This window comes from Paracoccus sp. BR5-17 (assembly GCF_055693925.1).
In genome coordinates this window covers 1,585,577-1,604,380 of record NZ_JBVFUV010000003.1, presented here as the reverse complement: position 1 = coordinate 1,604,380, position 18,804 = coordinate 1,585,577, and the positions used below count along the sequence as shown (strand labels likewise).

The 18,804-nt window shown below is 69.4% G+C and carries 16 protein-coding genes and 2 pseudogenes; 10 read left to right on the top strand and 8 right to left on the bottom strand.

Annotated features, from left to right (window positions below):
* Positions 1 to 130: 130 nt before the first annotated feature.
* A complete protein-coding gene (locus tag ACZ1HC_RS09415; protein ID WP_472699750.1) occupies positions 131 to 793 on the bottom strand; it encodes a calcium-binding protein in 663 nt (220 codons plus the stop codon).
* Between the two features lie 140 nt (positions 794 to 933).
* Here ACZ1HC_RS09415 and ACZ1HC_RS09410 point away from each other — a divergent pair, with 140 nt between their 5' ends.
* The 4 genes and pseudogenes from ACZ1HC_RS09410 to ACZ1HC_RS09395 form a co-directional block, all read left to right on the top strand.
* Entirely contained in the window at positions 934 to 1,251 is a 318-nt protein-coding gene (locus ACZ1HC_RS09410; RefSeq protein WP_472699749.1) for a PepSY domain-containing protein, read from the top strand.
* A complete protein-coding gene (locus tag ACZ1HC_RS09405) occupies positions 1,251 to 1,913 on the top strand; it encodes a response regulator (protein WP_472699748.1) in 663 nt (220 codons plus the stop codon). The genes ACZ1HC_RS09410 and ACZ1HC_RS09405 overlap by 1 nt, the downstream gene beginning before the upstream one ends.
* Positions 1,913 to 3,268 carry a sensor histidine kinase gene (locus tag ACZ1HC_RS09400; RefSeq protein ID WP_472699747.1) on the top strand — a complete coding sequence of 452 codons (1,356 nt, stop codon included), beginning with the start codon at positions 1,913 to 1,915 and terminating at the stop codon, positions 3,266 to 3,268. The genes ACZ1HC_RS09405 and ACZ1HC_RS09400 overlap by 1 nt, the downstream gene beginning before the upstream one ends.
* Positions 3,269 to 3,302: 34 nt before the next feature.
* Positions 3,303 to 4,946, top strand: a pseudogene (locus ACZ1HC_RS09395) (thiamine pyrophosphate-dependent enzyme); the annotation flags it as partial.
* A gap of 27 nt (positions 4,947 to 4,973) precedes the next feature.
* Here ACZ1HC_RS09395 and ACZ1HC_RS09390 read toward each other — a convergent pair.
* From ACZ1HC_RS09390 to ACZ1HC_RS09380, 3 genes and pseudogenes are all read right to left on the bottom strand, one after another.
* The gene (locus ACZ1HC_RS09390; RefSeq protein WP_472699746.1) at positions 4,974 to 5,543 is read right to left on the bottom strand and encodes a retropepsin-like aspartic protease family protein; all 570 of its coding nucleotides are present in this window, start codon (positions 5,541 to 5,543) and stop codon (positions 4,974 to 4,976) included.
* Entirely contained in the window at positions 5,543 to 6,163 is a 621-nt protein-coding gene (locus ACZ1HC_RS09385) for a MarC family protein (protein WP_472699745.1), read from the bottom strand. Before ACZ1HC_RS09385 ends, ACZ1HC_RS09390 begins: the two co-directional genes overlap by 1 nt.
* A gap of 131 nt (positions 6,164 to 6,294) precedes the next feature.
* Positions 6,295 to 7,226, bottom strand: a pseudogene (locus tag ACZ1HC_RS09380) (IS5 family transposase).
* A 219-nt stretch (positions 7,227 to 7,445) separates the two neighbouring features.
* On the opposite strand from ACZ1HC_RS09380, the gene tatA reads away from it, so the two are divergent.
* Genes tatA through ACZ1HC_RS09360 form a run of 4 tightly spaced genes read left to right on the top strand, consistent with a single transcriptional unit; the run spans position 7,446 to position 9,961 of the window.
* Entirely contained in the window at positions 7,446 to 7,745 is a 300-nt protein-coding gene (gene tatA, locus ACZ1HC_RS09375) for a twin-arginine translocase TatA/TatE family subunit (RefSeq protein ID WP_472699744.1), read from the top strand.
* A 27-nt stretch (positions 7,746 to 7,772) separates the two neighbouring features.
* Positions 7,773 to 8,258: a Sec-independent protein translocase protein TatB gene (gene tatB, locus ACZ1HC_RS09370; protein WP_472699743.1), complete on the top strand. Its 486-nt coding sequence runs from the start codon at positions 7,773 to 7,775 to the stop codon at positions 8,256 to 8,258.
* Positions 8,259 to 9,107, top strand: coding sequence for a twin-arginine translocase subunit TatC (gene tatC / locus ACZ1HC_RS09365; protein ID WP_472699742.1), 849 nt, complete (start codon positions 8,259 to 8,261; stop codon positions 9,105 to 9,107).
* Positions 9,107 to 9,961, top strand: coding sequence for an ATP-binding protein (locus ACZ1HC_RS09360; RefSeq protein WP_472699741.1), 855 nt, complete (start codon positions 9,107 to 9,109; stop codon positions 9,959 to 9,961). Before tatC ends, ACZ1HC_RS09360 begins: the two co-directional genes overlap by 1 nt.
* Here the strand turns inward: ACZ1HC_RS09360 and ACZ1HC_RS09355 are convergent.
* Both ACZ1HC_RS09355 and ACZ1HC_RS09350 read right to left on the bottom strand, forming a co-directional pair.
* Positions 9,958 to 11,376, bottom strand: a complete 1,419-nt coding sequence (locus ACZ1HC_RS09355) for an alkaline phosphatase D family protein (protein ID WP_472699740.1) — start codon at positions 11,374 to 11,376, stop codon at positions 9,958 to 9,960. The two genes, ACZ1HC_RS09360 and ACZ1HC_RS09355, sit on opposite strands and share 4 nt — an antisense overlap.
* Before the next feature lie 36 nt (positions 11,377 to 11,412).
* Complete coding sequence (locus tag ACZ1HC_RS09350) at positions 11,413 to 12,681, bottom strand: AGE family epimerase/isomerase (RefSeq protein WP_472699739.1); 1,269 nt, start codon at positions 12,679 to 12,681, stop codon at positions 11,413 to 11,415.
* A gap of 234 nt (positions 12,682 to 12,915) precedes the next feature.
* On the opposite strand from ACZ1HC_RS09350, the gene ACZ1HC_RS09345 reads away from it, so the two are divergent.
* On the top strand, positions 12,916 to 13,917 hold the full coding sequence (locus ACZ1HC_RS09345) for a TerC family protein (RefSeq protein ID WP_472699738.1): 1,002 nt from the start codon (positions 12,916 to 12,918) through the stop codon (positions 13,915 to 13,917).
* A 135-nt stretch (positions 13,918 to 14,052) separates the two neighbouring features.
* The gene (locus ACZ1HC_RS09340) at positions 14,053 to 15,324 is read left to right on the top strand and encodes a hemolysin family protein (protein WP_472699737.1); all 1,272 of its coding nucleotides are present in this window, start codon (positions 14,053 to 14,055) and stop codon (positions 15,322 to 15,324) included.
* 50 nt (positions 15,325 to 15,374) lie between these two features.
* Here ACZ1HC_RS09340 and ACZ1HC_RS09335 read toward each other — a convergent pair whose 3' ends face one another.
* Both ACZ1HC_RS09335 and dgoD read right to left on the bottom strand, forming a co-directional pair.
* A complete protein-coding gene (locus ACZ1HC_RS09335) occupies positions 15,375 to 17,570 on the bottom strand; it encodes a glycoside hydrolase family 2 protein (protein WP_472699736.1) in 2,196 nt (731 codons plus the stop codon).
* Positions 17,571 to 17,572: 2 nt separating this feature from the next.
* Positions 17,573 to 18,721 carry a galactonate dehydratase gene (dgoD, locus tag ACZ1HC_RS09330; protein WP_472699735.1) on the bottom strand — a complete coding sequence of 383 codons (1,149 nt, stop codon included), beginning with the start codon at positions 18,719 to 18,721 and terminating at the stop codon, positions 17,573 to 17,575.
* Between the last annotated feature and the right edge of the window lie 83 nt (positions 18,722 to 18,804).

Genomic DNA, 18,804 nt, shown 5'->3' with positions numbered 1-18,804 from the left:
ACCGGGAAGGGCAGGTTCGGCGCCGGACCCTAGGGCCCCGGCCCGCTTCCTGCAAGCCGTGCCGATGCGGCCGGCCGGCGGATGAACGAAAATCAATCGGGCGGGCCGGGGACCCGCCCGCCCGGCACCCTCAGAAGGTGAAATCGCTTATGTCCAATTGGCTGCGCTGCATGTCCTCGATGGTGACCGAGGTGTCGGCGTCCAGGACCAGCACCAGGTCGGCCCCCTGCTGGCGGGCGTTGCCGATGATCTGGCTGACCTGGGCGCGGCTGAAGTCGTCCAGGTCGATCCGGTCCACGCCGTTCTGGAAGTCGGTGATGCGGTCGCGCGCGTCGCCGCGCTGGAACTCGAAGACATCCACGCCAGCGCCGCCGGTCAGGATGTCGTTGCCGGACCCGCCTTCCAGCGTGTCGCGGCCCGCGCCGCCCAGCAGCGTGTCATTGCCGCGGTCGCCTTCCAGTTCGTCGCTGCCGGTGCCGCCCGACAGCCAGTCGAAGCCGCGCCCGCCTTCCAGTTCGTCGTTGCCCGCCTCGCCCGACAGCCGGTCGGAGCCGTCGTTGCCCTCGAGGTCGTCGTTGCCCGCCCCGCCGAACAGCCGGTCGCTGCCGCGCCCGCCTTCCAGGTCGTCGCGGCCAAAGCCGCCATAGAGCGAATCGTTGCCCCAGCCGCCGTGCAGGTCGTCGTCGCCGCCGAAGCCGCGGAGGATGTCGTTGCCGCCCAGCCCGGCCAGCCAGTCGGCCAGCGAGGTGCCTTCGATCGTGTTGTTGCCGTCGGTTCCGGTCTTGCGTGCCATGTGATGTCCTTTCCGTTCAGGGGGCCGCCCGGAAGGCGCGGCCCCGGTTGGCGCGAATCCGGGTTACCCCGGGCGCGCTGACAGCAGCCTGACGCATCCCGTCAGGCATTTGTCAGGACGCTCCCCTTAGGTTGAGCGACATGAGACACCGCCTTCCCATCATCATCGTCCTTGCGCTGGTTCTTCCCTCGACCGGAGGCGGCCAGCAGGACGCGCTTCCCGATTTCGAACTGGCCCAGGGCGCGGTCGAGCGGGGCGAGATCCTGCCCCTGGCGCAGATCCTGCGGCGGCTGGACGACGAACATCCCGGCACCGTGGTCGAGGTCGAGCTTGAATATTCGCACGGAACCCGCGTCTATGCAGTGGAACTGGTCACGCGCGAGGGCCGGTTGATCGAGGTCGAGATGGACGCCGCCACCGGCGCGATCCTTCAGGTCGAGGAGGAAGACGACGCCTGATGCGCGCCCTTGTGGTCGAGGACGACCGCCGCATCGCCGCCGACCTGATCCGGGCGCTGGGTTCGGCGGGTTTCCGGGTCGAGCATGTCGAGGACGGCGAGGCCGCCTGGTTCCGCGGCGGGACCGAAAGCTATGACCTGATCGTGCTGGATCTGGGCCTGCCGCGCCTGGACGGGCTGACGGTGCTGAAACGCTGGCGGGCCGAGGGCTGCGAAAGCCCGGTGCTGATCCTGACCGCCCGCGGCGCCTGGACCGAGCGGGTCGAGGGGATCGACGCCGGCGCCGACGACTATCTGCCCAAGCCCTTCCGCATGGAGGAACTGATCGCCCGCGCGCGCGCCCTGGTGCGCCGGTCGGGGGGTCGCGCGACCTCGCTCCAGCGGGTCGGCCGGCTGTCGGTGGACCTCAACCGCATGTCGGTGTCGCTGGCGGGGGTGCCGCTGCCGGTGACGCCGCTGGAATACCGGCTGCTGGCCTATCTGACGCTGCACCGCGACCGGACGGTGCCGCCTTGGGAACTGCTCGAGCATCTTTACGGCGATGACGACGCGCGCGATGCCAACGCGCTCGAGGCGGTGATCGCCCGGCTGCGCCGCAAGCTGGGGCCGGGGGTGATCCACACCCGGCGCGGCTTCGGCTATGACCTGGGCCAGACGGGATGATGCGCCGGTCGCTGCGGCTGCGGCTGCTGGTCGTGGACGGCATCGCCATCCTGGTGACGCTGTGGGGGGCGGCGCTGGGGCTGGCGCTCTTGTTCGAACGCCATGTCGAACGCGTGGCGGTCAGCGGCCTCGAGGCCCGCGCCCTGACCCTGGCGGGGATCGTCGAACTGGACGCGGCGGGTGTCCCGCGGCTGACCGCGCCGCCGCCGGACCGGCTGTATCGCCGGCCCTTCTCGGGCTATTACTGGCAGGTGGCGCTGGGATCGGACGTGCAGCGGTCGCGGTCGCTGTGGGATTACAGCCTGCCGATGGACCGCCCCGCCCCGCCGCCCGGCCAGACCGCGGTTCTGGACCTGCCGGGGCCGCAGGGCGAACGCCTGCTCGCGGTCGAGCAGAGCCTTCTGGTCGGGCGCGGCCCGCAGGCGCTGCCGCTGCGCATCATCGTCGCCTCGGACCGGGCCGGGCTGACGGCGGCGCGGCGGGACTTCCTGGCGGATCTGATGCCCTATCTGGCGTTTCTGGGCCTGCTGCTGGGCATCGGATCTTGGCTTCAGGTCCGCATTGGTCTGGCCCCGCTGGCGCAGGTGGCCGAACGCGTGCAGGCCCTGGCCCAGGGGCAGCGGTCGCGGATCGGCACCGACCTGCCCGACGAGATGCTGCCCCTGTCGCGCCAGCTGGACGCGCTGCTGGATGCGCGCGACGCCGAACTGCTGCGGGCGCGGCACCGGGCGGGCGATCTGGCCCACGGGTTCAAGACCCCGCTTCAGGCCCTGCTGGGCGACGCGGGCACCCTGCGGCGCGCCGGACAGCCGGAAATCGCCGGCAGCATCGAGACGGTGGTGGCCTCGATGCGGCGGCTGGTGGACCGCGAACTGGCCCGCGCCCGCATCCAGTCCGGCCGCCACCTGGCCGAGGCCGACCCGGCCGCCGTCCTGTCGCGCCTGGTCAAGGTGCTGCGCCGCACGCCCAGGGGCGGCATGATCGACTGGCGGATCCGCGTCCCCGACCCCACCCCGCTGGCCCGCATCGACCCCGACGACCTGACCGAGGCGCTGGGCGCCCTGCTGGAAAACGCCATGCAGCACGCCGATGGGGTGGTCGCGGCATCGGTGACGCGCCATGACGACCGCCTGTCCATCGCCATCCGCGACGACGGCCCCGGGGTTCCCGAAGCCGCCCTGGCCAGCCTGCCGCAGCGCGGGACGCGGCTGGACGAAAGCGGCGACGGGCAGGGCATCGGCCTGGCCATCGTCAGCGACATCGCCGAGGCGGCGGGCGGCGGGCTGACCCTGACCAACACCCGCCCGGGACTGTGCGTGGAACTGACACTGGCAGCCGCCCCGCCCCGCCGCTAGGCTCTCCGAAACGGCAGCGATGGGGCATGACGACATGACGCGCACGGGCGGGGCTTTGGTGGTGGACTGCCTGATGGCGCTTGGCGCCACGCGGGCCTTCGGGATTCCCGGCGAAAGCTATCTGGCGGTGCTGGACGCGCTGCACGACACCCGCGGCCGGCTGGACTTCGTGCTGTGCCGGCACGAGGGCGGCGCGTCCTTCATGGCCGCGGCCTGGGGCAAGCTGACCGGCCAGCCCGGCATCTGCATGGTCACCCGCGGCCCCGGCGTGACCAATGCCGCCATCGGCATCCACACCGCCATGCAGGACAGCGCGCCGATGCTGGTCCTGGTGGGGCAGGTCGGCACCGACATGACCGGGCGCGAGGCCTTCCAGGAAATCGACTGCGCCGCCGTGTTCGGCAGCCTGGCGAAATGGGCCGTCCAGATCGACCGCGCCGACCGCATCCCCGAAATCCTGGCCCGCGCCTGGAAGACCGCCCTGACCGGCCGTCCCGGTCCCGTCGTCGTCGCCCTGCCCGAGGACATGCTGACCAGCCTGACCGACGCGCCGCCGCTGACCGGCCCCTCGGACATCGCCGAACCCGCCCCGCTGCCCGCCGCCCTCGAGGAGGCGCTGAGCCTGCTGGCGGAGGCGCGGCGGCCGCTGATCCTGGCGGGCGGCTGCCTGTGGACGCCCCCGGGCAAGGCCGCACTGCAGGCCTTTGCCGAGGCATCCGACATCCCGGTCGTCGCCGCCTTCCGGTTCCAGGACTGCATCGACAACACCGCCCCCGTCTATGCCGGCGAGGCGGGGGTGGGGATGCCGCCGCATGTGCGGCGCCTCATCGCGGAATGCGACCTGCTGCTGGCGGTGAACGTCCGCCTGGGCGAGATGACCACCGACGCCTACAGCCTGCTGCGGGTGCCGCTGCCCGAACAGGCGCTGATCCATGTCCACGCCTCGGACGACGAGCTGGGCAAGGTCTATCAGCCGCGCCTTGGCATCCAGGCCGGGCCGAACGCCTTCGCGGCCGCCCTGCGTCCCGTCGCGGGCGCCTGGGCGGACTGGCGCAAGGCGGCGCGCGCGGGCTTCCTGGCCTCGATGCAGGCTCCCGCCCAGCCCTCGCCGGTGGACATGGTGGCGGTGATGGACCACCTGCGCGGCGTCCTGCCCGAGGACGCGGTCCTGACCAACGGCGCGGGCAACTTCGCCGTCTGGCCCAACAAGTTCTTCGCCTTCGGCCCGCGCGCGCGGCTGCTGGCGCCGCAATCGGGGGCGATGGGATACGGGCTGCCCGCCGCCATCGCGGCCCGGATCGCCCATCCCGGCCGCACCGTCGTGTGCTTCGCGGGCGACGGCGACTTCCAGATGACCTGCGCGGAACTTGCGACGGCGGCCCAGGCGGGGGCGCAGCCGATCGTGCTGGTCCTGAACAACGGCATCTACGGCACGATCCGCGCGCATCAGGAACGCCATTATCCGGCCCGCGTGTCCGGCACGACCATGCAGAACCCCGACTTCGTGGCGCTGGCCCGCGCCTATGGGTTCCACGCCGAACGCGTCGGCGCCACCGCCGACTTTCCGGCCGCGTTCGAACGGGCGATGGCGTCGCGGACCGGCGCCCTGCTGGACCTGGACATCTCGCCCGAGGCGCTGACCCCGCGCCAGACGCTGAGCCAGATGCGGCAGGCGGCGCTGTCGCGGGCCGCGGACGGACAGGCCCTAGCGTTCCAGGATCAGCAGGTCGCCCTCGAAGCTGACGCGCGCGAAGGTGCGCAGGTAGGACATGCCCAGAAGCGAGCCGTCCAGGTCGCCGCCGATCACCCAGGCGCGCACGTTGCGGTCCACGATGTCGCCGATGGCGATCTCGTCGATGGTGACGGGGGCGGTCTGCACCTGCCCGTTCGCGGTCATCGCGGTGCCGACATAGGCCAGGTCGTCGGGGTCCAGCCCGACCCGGCGGGCATCCGCCGGGCCAAGGGCGATGGATGACGCGCCGGTATCGACCATGAAGCGCACCTCCTGCCCGTTGACCAGGGCGGTCAGGTGGAAATGGCCGTCGCGCCCCACCGGGATCTGGATGCGGCCGCCGTCCAGCACCTGCTGGCGCGGCGCATGGCCGGTAAGCCACCATTCGGCGGCCAGCGCCGCCCCCGCGAAGATCACCGCCCACAGCACCAGCTGGCGCAGCACCTGCCCGCCCCGGCCGGCCAGCTCGAAGATCATGGCACCGCCGATCACCAGCAGCAGGACGCCGTAATAGACAAGCTGCATCCTGTCGTCTCCGGTCATCACGGCACCAGCCCCGATCCCTTCAGCCCGTCGATGACGAACTGCACCGACAGCGCGGCCAGCAGCATCCCCAGCAGGCGCGTGACGACCATCACGCCGGTCCGGCCCAGCGCATGGGCCAGCGGGGTGGCGATCACGAACAGCGCCATGGCGATGGCCAGCACCGCCAGCATCACCAGGTTGACCATCGCCATGTGCAGCAGGCCCGGCGCCTCGCCCATCAGCAGGATCATCGTCGCAAGCGCCCCCGGCCCCGCCAGCAGCGGCATGGCCAGCGGAAAGACCGAGGGATCGTGGTGCAGGGGATCGGCCTCGCCCTGGTTCTCGCGCCGCTCGGTGCGCCGCTCGAACAGCATGTCGAGCGCGGTCAGAAACAGCAGCAGCCCGCCGGCGATGCGGAAGGCGGGGATCGAGATGCCGATGGCCGTCAGGATCGATTCGCCCGCGAAACCGAAGATCATCATCAGCACCGCCGCGATCACCAGCGACCGGAACCCGATGCGCCGGCGCTGGGCCGCGCTCATGCCCGGGGTCAGGGCGATGAAGACCGGCGCCAGGCCCACGGGGTCGATCACCACGAACAGGGTGACGAAGGCGGTAAGATACAGCGACGGATCCATGGGCGCTTATCGCCCGCCCGTCGCGCGCTGCCAAGCCGGATGCCGGCGCCGGGCGGCGCAAGCGGGCGGCCGGGCCGGGCTTTGTTGCGCAAAGAGCTTGAAGGCCGGGCTTCCCCTTTCCCCTGGCGGACTTATCCCACGAGTTCTGTGGCAGGTATGCCGAGCGCGGTGTAGCCGTTGAGCACGGCGGCGCGGATTTGGAGTTCGGCGACCTGACGGTCGAAGCCGCGTGCCATGAGGCTCTGCCCGAGCAGCTTCACGCAATGCATCTTCGTCTCGGCGCGGCTTCGGCGGTGGTAACCGCTCCACTTTCGCCAAATCGCGCGGCCGAGGTATTTGGATGCGCGCAGTGCTTCGTTCCGGGCGATCGCGCCCGCTGTCGATGGCTTCCAGGGCCTGGCGTTCCTGCGCGGCGGAATGATCGCATGGGCGCCTCGGTCGGCGACGGCGTCATGGCATTTGCGCGTGTCGTAGGCGCCATCCGCGGTGACCGTGCCGAGCTCCACACCGGCGGGGATCTGGCGGAGCAGTTCAGGCAGCATGGGCGTATCGCCGACGCTGCTACCGGTAACCTCGATGGCTCGAATTTCCAGCGTCTGTTCATCGACGCCGATGTGGATCTTGCGCCAGAGGCGGCGTTTCGCGCCGCCGTGCTTGCGGGCATTCCACTCGCCTTCGCCCTCCGCCTTGATGCCGGTGCTGTCGATCAGCAGGTTCAGCGGCCCCTGCGAGCCCCGGTAGGGAATGGACACGGCCAACGTCTTCTGGCGCCTGCTCAGCGAGCTGAAATCCGGCACCGTCCAATCGAGGCCGGCCAGGCGCAGCAGGCTCTCGACGAAGCCGCTCGTCTGACGGAGCGCCATGCCGAAGAGCACCTTCATCGTCAGGCACGTCTGGATCGCGGCATCGCTATACTGCGGCTGCCGCCTTGCTTGCCGGTCGGTGGCGGCACCCACGCCATGTCCGGGTCGAACCAGATGGTCAGAGAGCCGCGCTGCTTGAGGGCCTCGTTATACGCTGGCCAGTTCTTGGTCTTGTAGCTCGGCGGGGTGGGTCTGCTCATGCAGCACGGTTACCACGCTGGAGTCGACAGCTGGATCCCCCTTGAGACTTTGCGCAACAAAGCCGCCGGGCCGTCAAAATCGCGTCAGTTTCCTCCAGAACGGCCGGCGCGGCGACGAATCGCGGCAAGTGGGGTTTCGCTGCGGGATGGGAGGCTCTATATTCCGGCAAAGAGGTTGAACCCAGGTCATTGGCCTGACTCTGGAACTGGAGAACTCACATGCACATGCCCTCCCCCATGGCCCTGCTCGTCATCGCCGTCGTGGTCCTGGTCCTGTTCGGCCGCGGCAAGGTTTCCTCGCTGATGGGCGAAGTCGGCAAGGGCATCACCGCCTTCAAGAAGGGCATCAACGACGGCAACGCGGAAAACGCGGCCGACCGCAATGCCGCCCTGGATCAGCCGGTTCCCTCGGTGCAGCCCGTGCAGCCGGCGCCCACCGTCCAGCCGCTGCACCAGACGCAGCCCCTGCCCGGCACCGAGGCCCGCGACGTGACGCCGCACAACGATACCCGCGTCTGATCCCGAAACCGGGACAGGGGTTCCAGAATGCTGGATGTCGGGTGGAGCGAACTGCTGCTGATCGGCGTCATCGCGCTGATCGTCATCGGCCCCGAGGATTTGCCGAAGCTGTTTCATACCCTGGGCCGCATCACGGCCCGGGCCCGGTCCATGGCGCGAGAGTTCACGAGCGCGATGGAGGATGCGGCCAAGGGCAGCGGCATCAATGACGTGACCAAGGACCTCAGGACCCTGACATCGAAGAAGTCGTTGGGGCTGGACGCCCTGGACCGGGCCGCCACCCGGTTCGAGCAGTGGGATCCCAAGACCAGCCTGAACACCGCCACCCGCGCCACGCCCGATCCCGCCGCGCCCGCGCCCGCCCCCCTGGACAGCCGCCCCGCGGATGCGCCCGCAGTGCAGGCCGCCAACCAGCCGGCGCCGGTGCCATCCCCCGCCCCTGCTGGGACGGCCGTCGCGGACGGCCCGCGCCGCATCGCCGGGGTCCGCCGTTCGGACATGAAGGACCATTAAGTGGCATCCCAGGACGTCGATGAACTGGACGACAGTTCGGCCCCGCTGATCGAGCATCTCAAGGAACTGCGCACCCGCCTGGTCTGGTCGGCCCTGGCCTTCGTGGTGGCGATGGTCCTGTGCTATCTGATCTGGAATCCGATCTACAACTTCCTGACGATCCCGATCTGCGCGGCCCTCGAGGAGCGCGGGCAGGAATGCGGGCTGATCCTGCTGAAGCTGCAGGAAGGCTTCACGGTCGCGCTGCGCATCTCGTTCTTTGGCGGCTTCATCCTCGCCTTTCCGATCATCGCCTACCAGCTGTGGCGGTTCGTGGCCCCGGGCCTCTACCGCAGCGAGAAGCGGGCCTTCCTGCCCTTCCTGGTCGCCTCGCCGCTGATGTTCGCCCTGGGGGCGGCCTTCGCCTATTACATCATCCTGCCGATGGTGTTCTCGTTCTTCCTGGGCTTCCAGCAGGGGCCGCTGACGCTGCCAGACGACGTCGCCGCCCCGGTCGAGGGCAATAATCTGGCCGGGATCGTCTTTCAGGGCTCGGTCAGCGAATACCTGAACCTGACGACGCGATTCATCCTGGCCTTCGGCCTGTCCTTCCAGCTTCCGGTGGCCCTGGCGCTGATGGGCCGGGCCGGGCTGGTCTCGGCCGAGACGCTGGCCGCCACGCGCCGCTATGCCATCATCATCATCCTGACGCTGGCCGCCTGCCTGACGCCGCCGGATGTGGGCAGCCAGCTTGTGCTGTTCTCGGTCATCTACGGGCTTTACGAGATCTCGATCCAGATCGTCCGCCAGATCGAGAAGCGGCGCGAAAAGGAACTGCGCGCCCAGGGACTGTGGGTCGAGGACGAGTGATGCGGGACATGGCCGACGCCGATGCCCTGGCCCGCATCGCCGCGGCCCTGGAACGCCTCGCCCCGCCCCCCGTTCCCGCGCCCAGCTTCACCGAAGCCACGGCCTATGTCTGGCATCCCGACCCCGACCGGCTGGAAGCCGTGGACAGGGTCAGCCGCGTCGATCTGGTGCAGCTGATCGGCATCGACCGGGCCAAGCAGACGCTGCTGGACAACACCCTGCAATTCGCGCGCGGCTTCGGGGCCAACAACGCCCTGCTGTGGGGCGCGCGCGGGATGGGCAAGTCGTCGCTGGTCAAGGCCGTCCATGCCGAGGCCGTGGCCCAGGGCCTGCCGCTGGTGCTGGTCGAGATCGCCCGTGACGACCTGGCGTCGGTCGGCCGCCTGCTGGCCATCCTGGGCCGGGCGTCGGACCAGCGTTTCCTGCTGTTTTCCGACGATCTGTCCTTCAGCCACGACGACAGCCAGTACAAGTCCCTGAAGGCCGTCCTGGACGGCGGGATCAGCGGGCGTCCCGCCAACGTGATCCTCTATGCCACCTCGAACCGGCGCCACCTGATGCCCCGCGACATGATCGACAACGAACGCGCCACCGCCATCCATCCCGGCGAGGCGGTCGAGGAAAAGGTGTCGCTGTCGGACCGCTTCGGGCTGTGGCTGGGCTTCCATCCCTGTTCGCAGGACGATTACCTGGCGATGGTGCGTGCCTATTGCGACGCCTTCGGTCTGGACATCGCCGCCGAGACCCTGCGGGCCCAAGCGATCGAATGGCAGGCGACGCGCGGCGGACGGTCGGGCCGCGTGGCTTGGCAGTTCTTCACCGACCTTGCCGGCCGGCACGGCATCGCGGTCTAGCCCAGATCCAGGGGCGAGGTCACGCCGCTCTCCTCGAGATGCCAGCGGGCTTGCCAGCGCCCCGCGCGGCGGTCCAGCGCCAGATAGTTGCGCTCCGCGACATAGCGGTGCCTTTGGCCGGGCAGCGGCTTGATGCGGACAGGATGTCCCGGCAGGGGCGCGTCCCCCAGCCCGGCGAACAGGCCCAGCGCGCGCGCATAGGCCCGCGGCGGCGCCCGGTGCGAGATCCCCGAGGCGACAAGCTGGTGGATCAGCGTCCGCGCGGGTCCCATCTCGGCCCGGGTGGCCAGGTGGATCTCGCCCGACAGGACGGTGACGGGGGCGGCCTTGCGCATCCGCAGGACCGCCGACAGCATCCGCCGCCATTCGTCGCGATGGGCGCGGCTTTGCCACTGGTCGCGAAGGTCGTCCTCGTAATGCTGCATCCGCGGCACGACGGTCAGCGCGCTTTCCAGCAGCGACAGGCGCGGCCCCAGCAGCGGCACGCTGGAGACCATGAAGACGTGCCCGCCCGCGGGATCAAGCGCGTCCAGCGCGTCCCAGCCCGCCTCGCCCAGGATGCGGTGGCGGCGGCGCTCGGACCGCAGGTCCGGCGCGAACAGCGTCACCCCCGGCAGGTCGCGCCGCCAGCCCAGGCTGCGGCCCGTGGGGTCCATGAACAGCGCGGGCACGTCGTCCTCGGTCGCGCCGTGCTGGAACAGCAGATACATCCGCCGCGCGACCCGGAACAGCGCCTGCCCCACCGCCGAATCCGTGCGGCTTTCCGGCAGCGAGCCCCAGCCGTCGCAGATGTCGTGGTCGTCCCACACCGACAGCGACGGCACGCTGGCGAACACCCCCGCGCAGGCCGGCGCCCCCAGCACCATCATGTAGCGTTCCGCGAACCGGCGTTGCAGGTGGCGGGTCAGGTCGTCCAGTTCCGCGGCCGAGGGGTTGTCGGGAACATCGTCGGGCCAGTTCCGGGACAGGGGATGGCCGTGGGTCGCCTCGTCGGCATAGATCTGGTCGCCCCCCTGCAGCAGCAGCGCGAAGGGCGCGCGGTCGTGGTCGGCCTGAAGCCGCGCCCACATCAGGTCGCGTTCGGCGGCATCGCGGTCCAGATCGCCGTGTTCCTCGCCGTTGCAGGACACGAAGGCGATGCGGATGTCGCCGTCCAGCCGCGTGGCAACGGCACGGTCGCGCCCGTCCAGGCGATAGCCGCCCTCGTCCGGGGCCAGCGTGAAGTCGTGGCGCCAGACCGCCAGACCGGCCACGCGGTCCAGAAGCCTTACCGGACAGTCGCCCGCACGCGTCCCGACCGGACCCGGCCCGGCGGCATCCTCTGGCGTGACCGTGATCGCCGCAAGATGCAGGCCCCTGGCGTCGCAGCCCCGAAAATGCAGGATCGGACCCGCGAAACCCCCGTTCTGAACCATGCGCTGCGTCGTGTCCCTGTCTGCACCGTAAGGGCCTTAGATAGGCATGGGAACGACGATTTCATCCCCGCCGCCGCGCCGCAACGGCCTGTCGCGCGCCAGCGCGGCGGAAAGCCGCGACAGTTCGGGAACCAGGGGAAACAGATCCGCCTGCAGGGCGTGGTAGATGTCGGGCTTGCCCTGGAACTGCGCACCGGGTGCCGGACCGCCGGGTTCCGGGAACCAGCCGCCGCGGTCGTGGTCGATCAGCCGGTCATCGGCAAAGCGCCACAGCCGGCGATACCAATCCTCGTCCTCGGGGCGCGGGTCCAGCTTGACAAGCGCCGCCAGCGCGCCGATCGCCTCGGTCACGGGCCACCAGTACCGGTCGGCGCGCGCGATCCGTCCGGCCTGGTCCAGCGTATAGGCCAGCCCGCCCTGGGGCATCCAGGCGTCGCGCAGCGCCGTTTCGACCAGCAGCCGCGCCTGGGCGGGGGCGTCGGTCGGCGGGCGCCCGGCCAGATCCCAGGCCTGCAGCAGCAGGCGCGCCATCTCGAAGGAATGGCCGGGGGTGGTTCCGGCGGGCCGGAACATCGGGTTGCCCTCGTATCCCGGGTCGGGCCGCCAGTCGGCGTCGTAATGTTCGGGGATGCGCCAGCCATGCGCCGCCGCCTGACCTGCGATGAAGAAATCCAGGATGCCTTGGGCGCGGCGCAGGTATTCTCCGTCGCCCGTGGCCTCGAAGGCGGCCAGCAGCGCCTCGACCCCGTGCATGTTGGCGTTCATGCCGCGATAGGCGGAGAAGGGCTGCCAGTCGCGGGTGAGTTCGTCGCGGAAAAGCCCGGCACCGGCGTCCCAGAACCGATCCTCCAGAACCTGCGCGATGTCCGCCAGCAGGCGGTCGGCGTCGGGATGGCCCGCCAGCTTGGCCGTGGACGCGGCCAACAGCACGAAGACATGGCCATAGGCGAGCTTGGTCCCGTCCGCCACGGCCCCGTCCCGCAGCGACCACACATAGCCGCCGTGCCAGTCGTCGCGATGCCCGCGCCACAGCAGGTCCATCCCCCGGTCGATGATCCCCGCGCGGTCGGGGCGCCCGGCCAGATGGCCCAGGGCAAAGGAATGGACCAGCCGCGTCGTCGCGTGCAGCTCCTGGGGGGCGTCCGGCAAAGGCCGTCTTGTCGCATCAAGCGGGACAAGGCCCGCCCCCGCGCTTGCGTTGAAGAAATCCAGCGCCCGGGCCGCGTCCCGGGCCAGAAAGGCGCGGTGGACCGAATCATCCAGCCACGCCCCGTCGTTTCCGCCCGCCAATGCCGCCCGTTCCATGCGCCGCCCCCTTGCCGCCCGCGCCGAAGGTGCCGATGACCGAGCGGGCTTGCAAACGATTTCGTGATTACCCCCTTGCAACCTGCGGCGAATTGTTCCACCTTCCCCGGCAGCGGACCGGGCCCCTCTGGCGACAGCGATGTCGTGATGTCGGACCGCATCGAGCGCGCTCGGTGCAAGTGGCCCCTTTCCAAGCCCTTTGGCATCGAAGCGCAACAGCAACGATGAGGGCAAATGGAACTGTTGTTTCTGACTTTTCTGGCAAAGCCGCTGTGGATGTGGCTTTTGTTCATTGCGATCGTGATCGCGTTGCTGGTCTTCGACCTGGGCGTGTTGCACAAGGATGACCACGCGATCGGCGTGGCCGAAAGCCTCAAGCTGTCGGCCATGTACCTGACAATGGGCGTGCTGTTCTCGGGCTTCGTCTGGTGGCAGGTCGGCGCCGAGGAAAGCAAGCTCTACCTGACGGCCTTTGTCGTCGAAAAGACGCTTGCGATGGACAACGTGTTCGTCATCGCGATGATCTTCACCTACTTCGCGATCCCGCCCAAGTACCAGCATCGCGTGCTGTTCTGGGGCATCCTGGGCGTGATCGTGCTGCGCGGCCTGATGATCGGCCTGGGCGCGACGCTGGTCAGCCAGTATTCCTGGGTGCTGTACATCTTCGCGCTGTTCCTGATCTTCACCGGGATCAAGATGATGCTGGTCGGCGACAAGCCGATGGACATTTCCCAGAACCCGGTCCTGCGGTTCATAAAGCGCCGCCTGAACGTGACCGAGGAAATCCACGGCCACGACTTCTGGGTCAAAAAGCCCGACCTCGTGACGGGCAAGCTGACGCGCTATGCGACGCCGCTGTTCCTGGCCCTGGTCATGGTCGAGATCGTCGACGTGATCTTCGCGGTGGATTCGGTGCCGGCGGTGTTCGCCATCACCTCGGATCCCTACATCGTCTATACCTCGAACATCTTCGCCATCCTGGGCCTGCGGGCGCTGTACTTCGCCTTGGCTGCGATCATCCACCGCTTCCATTACCTGAAATACGCGCTGTCGATCCTGCTGGTCTTCATCGGATCCAAGATCTTCATCGCGGACCTGATGGGTTGGGAAAAGTTCCCGGCAAGCTGGTCGCTGGGCATCACCTTCGCGATCCTGGCCGCGGGCATCGTCTTCTCGTTGTGGAAGACCAACGGGGCCAAGCCTGAACCGCTGCCGTCGGGCCCCTCGTCGAAGTGACCGAAGACACCGGCAAGGCGCCCGCCCGGGCGCCTTGTCTGCCGATTCCGTCCAGAAAGCGGCCGTCGTGCCTTTGCACCGGCCTGCGCTTCGTGCAGATTGCCAGAAGCTTGCCACGCTGGACAAAGTGAACCGATGCTTCTGGAAATCCTCGTCGTCCTGCTGCTGACGATGTTCAACGGCGTTCTGGCCATGTCCGAACTGGCCATCGTCTCGGCTCGGCCGGCCCGGCTGAAGGTCATGGCCGCCGAAGGCAGCGGCGGGGCGCAGACGGCGCTGGAACTGGGCGCCGATCCCGGCCGCTTCCTGTCCAGCGTCCAGATCGGCATCACGCTGGTGGGCGTGCTGTCGGGCGCCTTTTCCGGCGCCACGCTGGGAACGCGGCTGACCGCGGCACTGACCGGCGCGGGGCTTACCCCGGCCCTGGCGCAGGCGCTGGGCGTGGGCGGCGTGGTGGTGCTGATCACCTATCTGTCGCTGATCATCGGCGAACTGGTGCCCAAGCAGATCGCGCTGCGGTCGCCCGAAGGGGTCGCCAGCCGCATCGCGCCGCTGATCCTGTTCATCTCGCGCATCGCCGCGCCGATCGTCTGGCTGCTGGACGTGTCGGGCAGGCTGGTGCTGCGCCTGCTGGGCCAGTCGGGCGAATCCGACCGCGGCATCTCGGACGAGGAGATCCGGGTGATGCTGTCGGACGCCCGCAGCGCCGGCGTCATCGAACCCGCCGAGACCGAGATGATCGCCGGCGTCATGCGGATCGCGGACCGCACGGCCCGCGGCCTGATGACCCCCCGCCACGAGGTCGAGAGCGTGGACGTGTCCGACCCCCCGGCCGAGGTGCTGCAGCGGTTCCGCGACAGCCGCCGGTCTCGCCTGCTGGTGCGCGACGGCAGCGACGACGACATCATCGGCGTCATCACCCTGCGCGAGCTGCTGGCCGGGGACGCGACCGACCTGCGCCCGCTGGTCCAGGAGGTGCCCGTCATCCGCGAGGGTCTGCCGGCGCTGAACGTGATCGAGGAACTGAAGGCCAGCCCCGCGCACATGCTGCTGGTCTATGACGAATACGGCCATTTCGAGGGGGTGGTGACGGCGATGGACCTGCTCGAGGCGATCGCCGGCGATTTCCCCGAGCCGGGCGACGACGAGCCCAAGGCCGTGCAGCGCGAGGACGGAAGCTGGCTGGTGGCCGGATGGATGCCCGCCGACGAATTCGCCGAGATGATCGGCATCACCCTGCCCGAGGACCGCGGCTATGAATCGGTGGCGGGCCTGGTGCTGGACCGGGCGGGCGTCCTGCCCGACGTCGGCGCGCAGATCACCCTGGCGAACTGGCGCATCGAGGTCGTGGACCTTGATGGCCGGCGGATCGACAAGCTGCTGGTTTCGCAGCTTGCCGAAGCCTGAGCCGCAGGCGCGGGCGAAGGTCGGGCGGCGCTCGAGGGGACCGGAGGGCGTCAGCCCACCGCGACGGTCGCCTCGGCATCCGGGAATTGCGGATGGCGCGCGGTGATGCGCACCGTTCCGGCATCGCCGGTCAGGCGCAGCCACAGGCCGGTGGTGCCGCCCTGCAGCATCCGCAGATCCGGGCCGATCAGCCGGGCGGGACCATCGACCGCGACGGCGACCGCCGCATCCAGGAAGGGCAGCCGGTTGCCCGCCTGATCCAGGGCGCGCAGCATCACCCGCAGGTCGATGTCGGCATCCGCCGGCAGCGCGTCGCGGTCGGGGTCGATCTGCAACAGCGTCGGCAGCGGGTCCGCCACATAGTCGCGCACCGCCACCGCCCGGCCGTCGAGGTATCCGGTGATGCGGCCGGGATGCCAGCTCATGCCCCAGCAGCCCAGTTCCTCGGCGCTGATATGGCGGTGGTCGATGATGACCGGGGGATGCGGCAGATGCGGGAAGCGCGCGCGGTCGGGGCCGACGCGGCGCCTGACGCCCGCGCAGTCGAACTCGATCTCGTCGCAGTTGGTCAGCACGATAAGCGGCAGGACGCCGCCGATGTTGCGCTCGCCCCGCGCCCAGAAGGTGACGGGCTGCATCACCACCCCCTCGGACGGCGGCTTCTGGCTGGCATAGGCGAAGGCCGCGAATTTCGGCTCGCGCCAGATGTCCATGACGCCGTGGTGGCAGATGCGGTCGCCCGCGCCGAAGTCCTTGTGCGTGTTGTAGTCGAACATGCACCAGCCGATGCAGCCCGACACGCCCGGATCGCCATGCGCGGCGTTCAGCACCTCCAGGTGCCGGATCACGTGTTCCATCTGCCGCAGTTCGGGATCCTGCGCCTTGGTGGGGAACATGTGGCCGTTATATTCGGTGACCAGATAGGGCACCGGCCGGGGCGATCCGGTCACTTCCGACGGCGCGCGCAGGGCGGTGCGGGGGCGGTTGACCAGCGGCAGTTCGGATTCGTCCAGGATGAAGTCGTTCATCGTATAGACGTCCTCCAGCAACTCGCTGTCGGTGATATAGCGCACGCCGCCCGTGGCCCGCGTCGGGTCCAGGTCGCGCGCCAAGGCGTTGGTGCGGGTGTAGAAGTCGTGATCGTCCTGGCTTTCGTTGATCCTGACGCCCCAGATCACGATGCTGGGGTGGTTCCAGTCGCGCAGGATCATGGCGCGCAGATTGTCCAGGCTGCGGTCCTGCCAAGCCCTGTCGCCGATATGCTGCCAGCCAGGGATTTCCTCGAAGACCAGCAGGCCGATCTCGTCGCAGCGGTCAAGGAACCAGGGGCTCTGCGGGTAGTGCGAGGTGCGCACGATGTTGCAGCCCAGGTCGAAGCGCAGGATCTCGGCGTCGCGTTCCTGCGCGTGACGGCCCGCGGCATAGCCGCGATGCGGCCAGCTTTGATGCCGGTTCAGGCCGCGCAGCTTCAGGGGCCGGCCGTTCAGCAAGAAGCCCTGCGCCGTCCATTCCGCGGTGCGGAAGCCGAAGCGGTGCGTGGTCGCGTCGCCGCTGTCGGGCAGGACCAGTTCCACGGTATAAAGCCGCGGCGATTCGGGCGACCACAGCGACAGGCCCCGCAGGTCGGGCAGGATCAGTTCCCCCTCCCCTTCCGCGGCGGCGATTTCCCGGTCGCCGTCCAGCAGCCGGGCGAGGACCGGTCCCGGCGCGGTGGCCTGCGGGCGGATCACGACGGTCTTGGCATCAGCCAGCGCGTCGGGCGTCAGGATTCGGGCATTCGTCAGGTGCCGTTCGGGCAGCACCATCAGCCAGACATCGCGATAGATCCCCGCATAGGTCAGATAGTCGATCTGCGCGCCGAAGGGCGGGATGGCGGGGTTTTCCGATCCGTCGATCCTGACCGTCACCAGATTGTCGCCCGGGCGCAGGTGGTCGGTCAGGTCGGCCGTGAAGGGCGTATAGCCGTCGGGATGGGCCGCGACCTGCGTGCCGTTCACCCACACCACGCTGTCGGCCATCGCCCCGTCGAAGCGCAGATGGACCCGGCGGCCCCGCCAGGCATCATCCCAGGCGATCACGCGCTGATAGGTGAAGGGGCGCTGATAGGCGGTCTCGTCGAAATAGCTCAGCGGCAGGTCCACCGCGTTGTGCGGCAGGGTGACGGCCTCGCCGGCCAGCGGCGCGGCAGAATCGGCCGCGCCCGGCGCGAAGGTCCAGCCGTGGTTCAGTTTCCGGATGTCGCGCATGATCACCATTCCGCAAAGCTGCCGTCGGCGTGGCGCCAGACGGGGTTGCGCCAGCGATGACCCTGGGCCGCCATCTCGCGGACCCTGTCCTCGTTGACCTCGATGCCCAGGCCCGGCCCCTGCGGGATCGCCACGAAGCCGCCGTCATAGGCGAAGACCGAGGGATCGGTCAGGTAGTCCAGCAGGTCGCTGCCCTGATTGTAATGGATGCCCAGCGACTGTTCCTGGATGAAGGCGTTATAGCAGACCGCGTCCAGTTGCAGGTTCGCGGCCAGCGCGATCGGCCCCAGCGGGCAGTGCAGCGCCAGCGCCACGTCATGCGCCTCGGCCATCGCGGCGATGCGGTAGGTTTCGGTTATGCCGCCCGCGTGGCTGGGATCGGGCTGGATGATGTCCACGAAGCCGCCCTGCAGGATCGCCTTGAAGTCCCACCGCGAATACAGCCGTTCGCCCAGCGCGATCGGGGTCGAGCAATGGTTGGCGATCTCGCGCAGCGCCTCGGCGTGTTCGGACAGCACCGGCTCCTCGATGAACATCAGGCGGAACGGCTCCAGCTCCTTCGCCAGCACCTTGGCCATCGGGCGATGCACGCGGCCGTGGAAGTCGATGCCGATGCCGAAGTCGGGGCCCATCGCGTCGCGGATGGCCTGCACGCGCGCCAGCAGCTGGTCCAGCTTGGCGTGGCTGTCCACGAACTGCATCTCCTCGGTGCCGTTCATCTTGACGGCGCTGAAGCCCCGGTCCCCGCAGGCGCGCGCCATGCGGGCCGTATCGGCGGGGCGGTCGCCGCCGATCCAGGAATAGACGCGGATGCGGTCGCGCTGCTGCCCGCCCAGCAGGGCATGGACCGGCACGCCCAGATCCTTGCCCTTGATGTCCCACAGCGCCTGGTCGATCCCGGCAATGGCCGACATGTGGATGCCGCCGCCGCGATAGAACCCGGCACGATACATCACCGTCCAGTGGTCCTGGATCAGGCGCGGGTCGCGGCCGATCAGGTAGTCCGACAACTCCTCGACGCAGGCGGCGACCGTGGCGGCGCGGCCTTCCAGCACGGGTTCGCCCCAGCCGGCCAGGCCGCTGTCCGTGCTGATCTTCACGAAGCACCAGCGCGGCGGGACGATGAAGGTTTCGATGGCGGTGATCTTCATGGGCTTCCCTCGGAACCGGGCGGCAAGGTGGCGGTGGGGTCGGCAGTGCGGGCGGGATGGCCGGGTGCGGGCCAGCGCGGGGC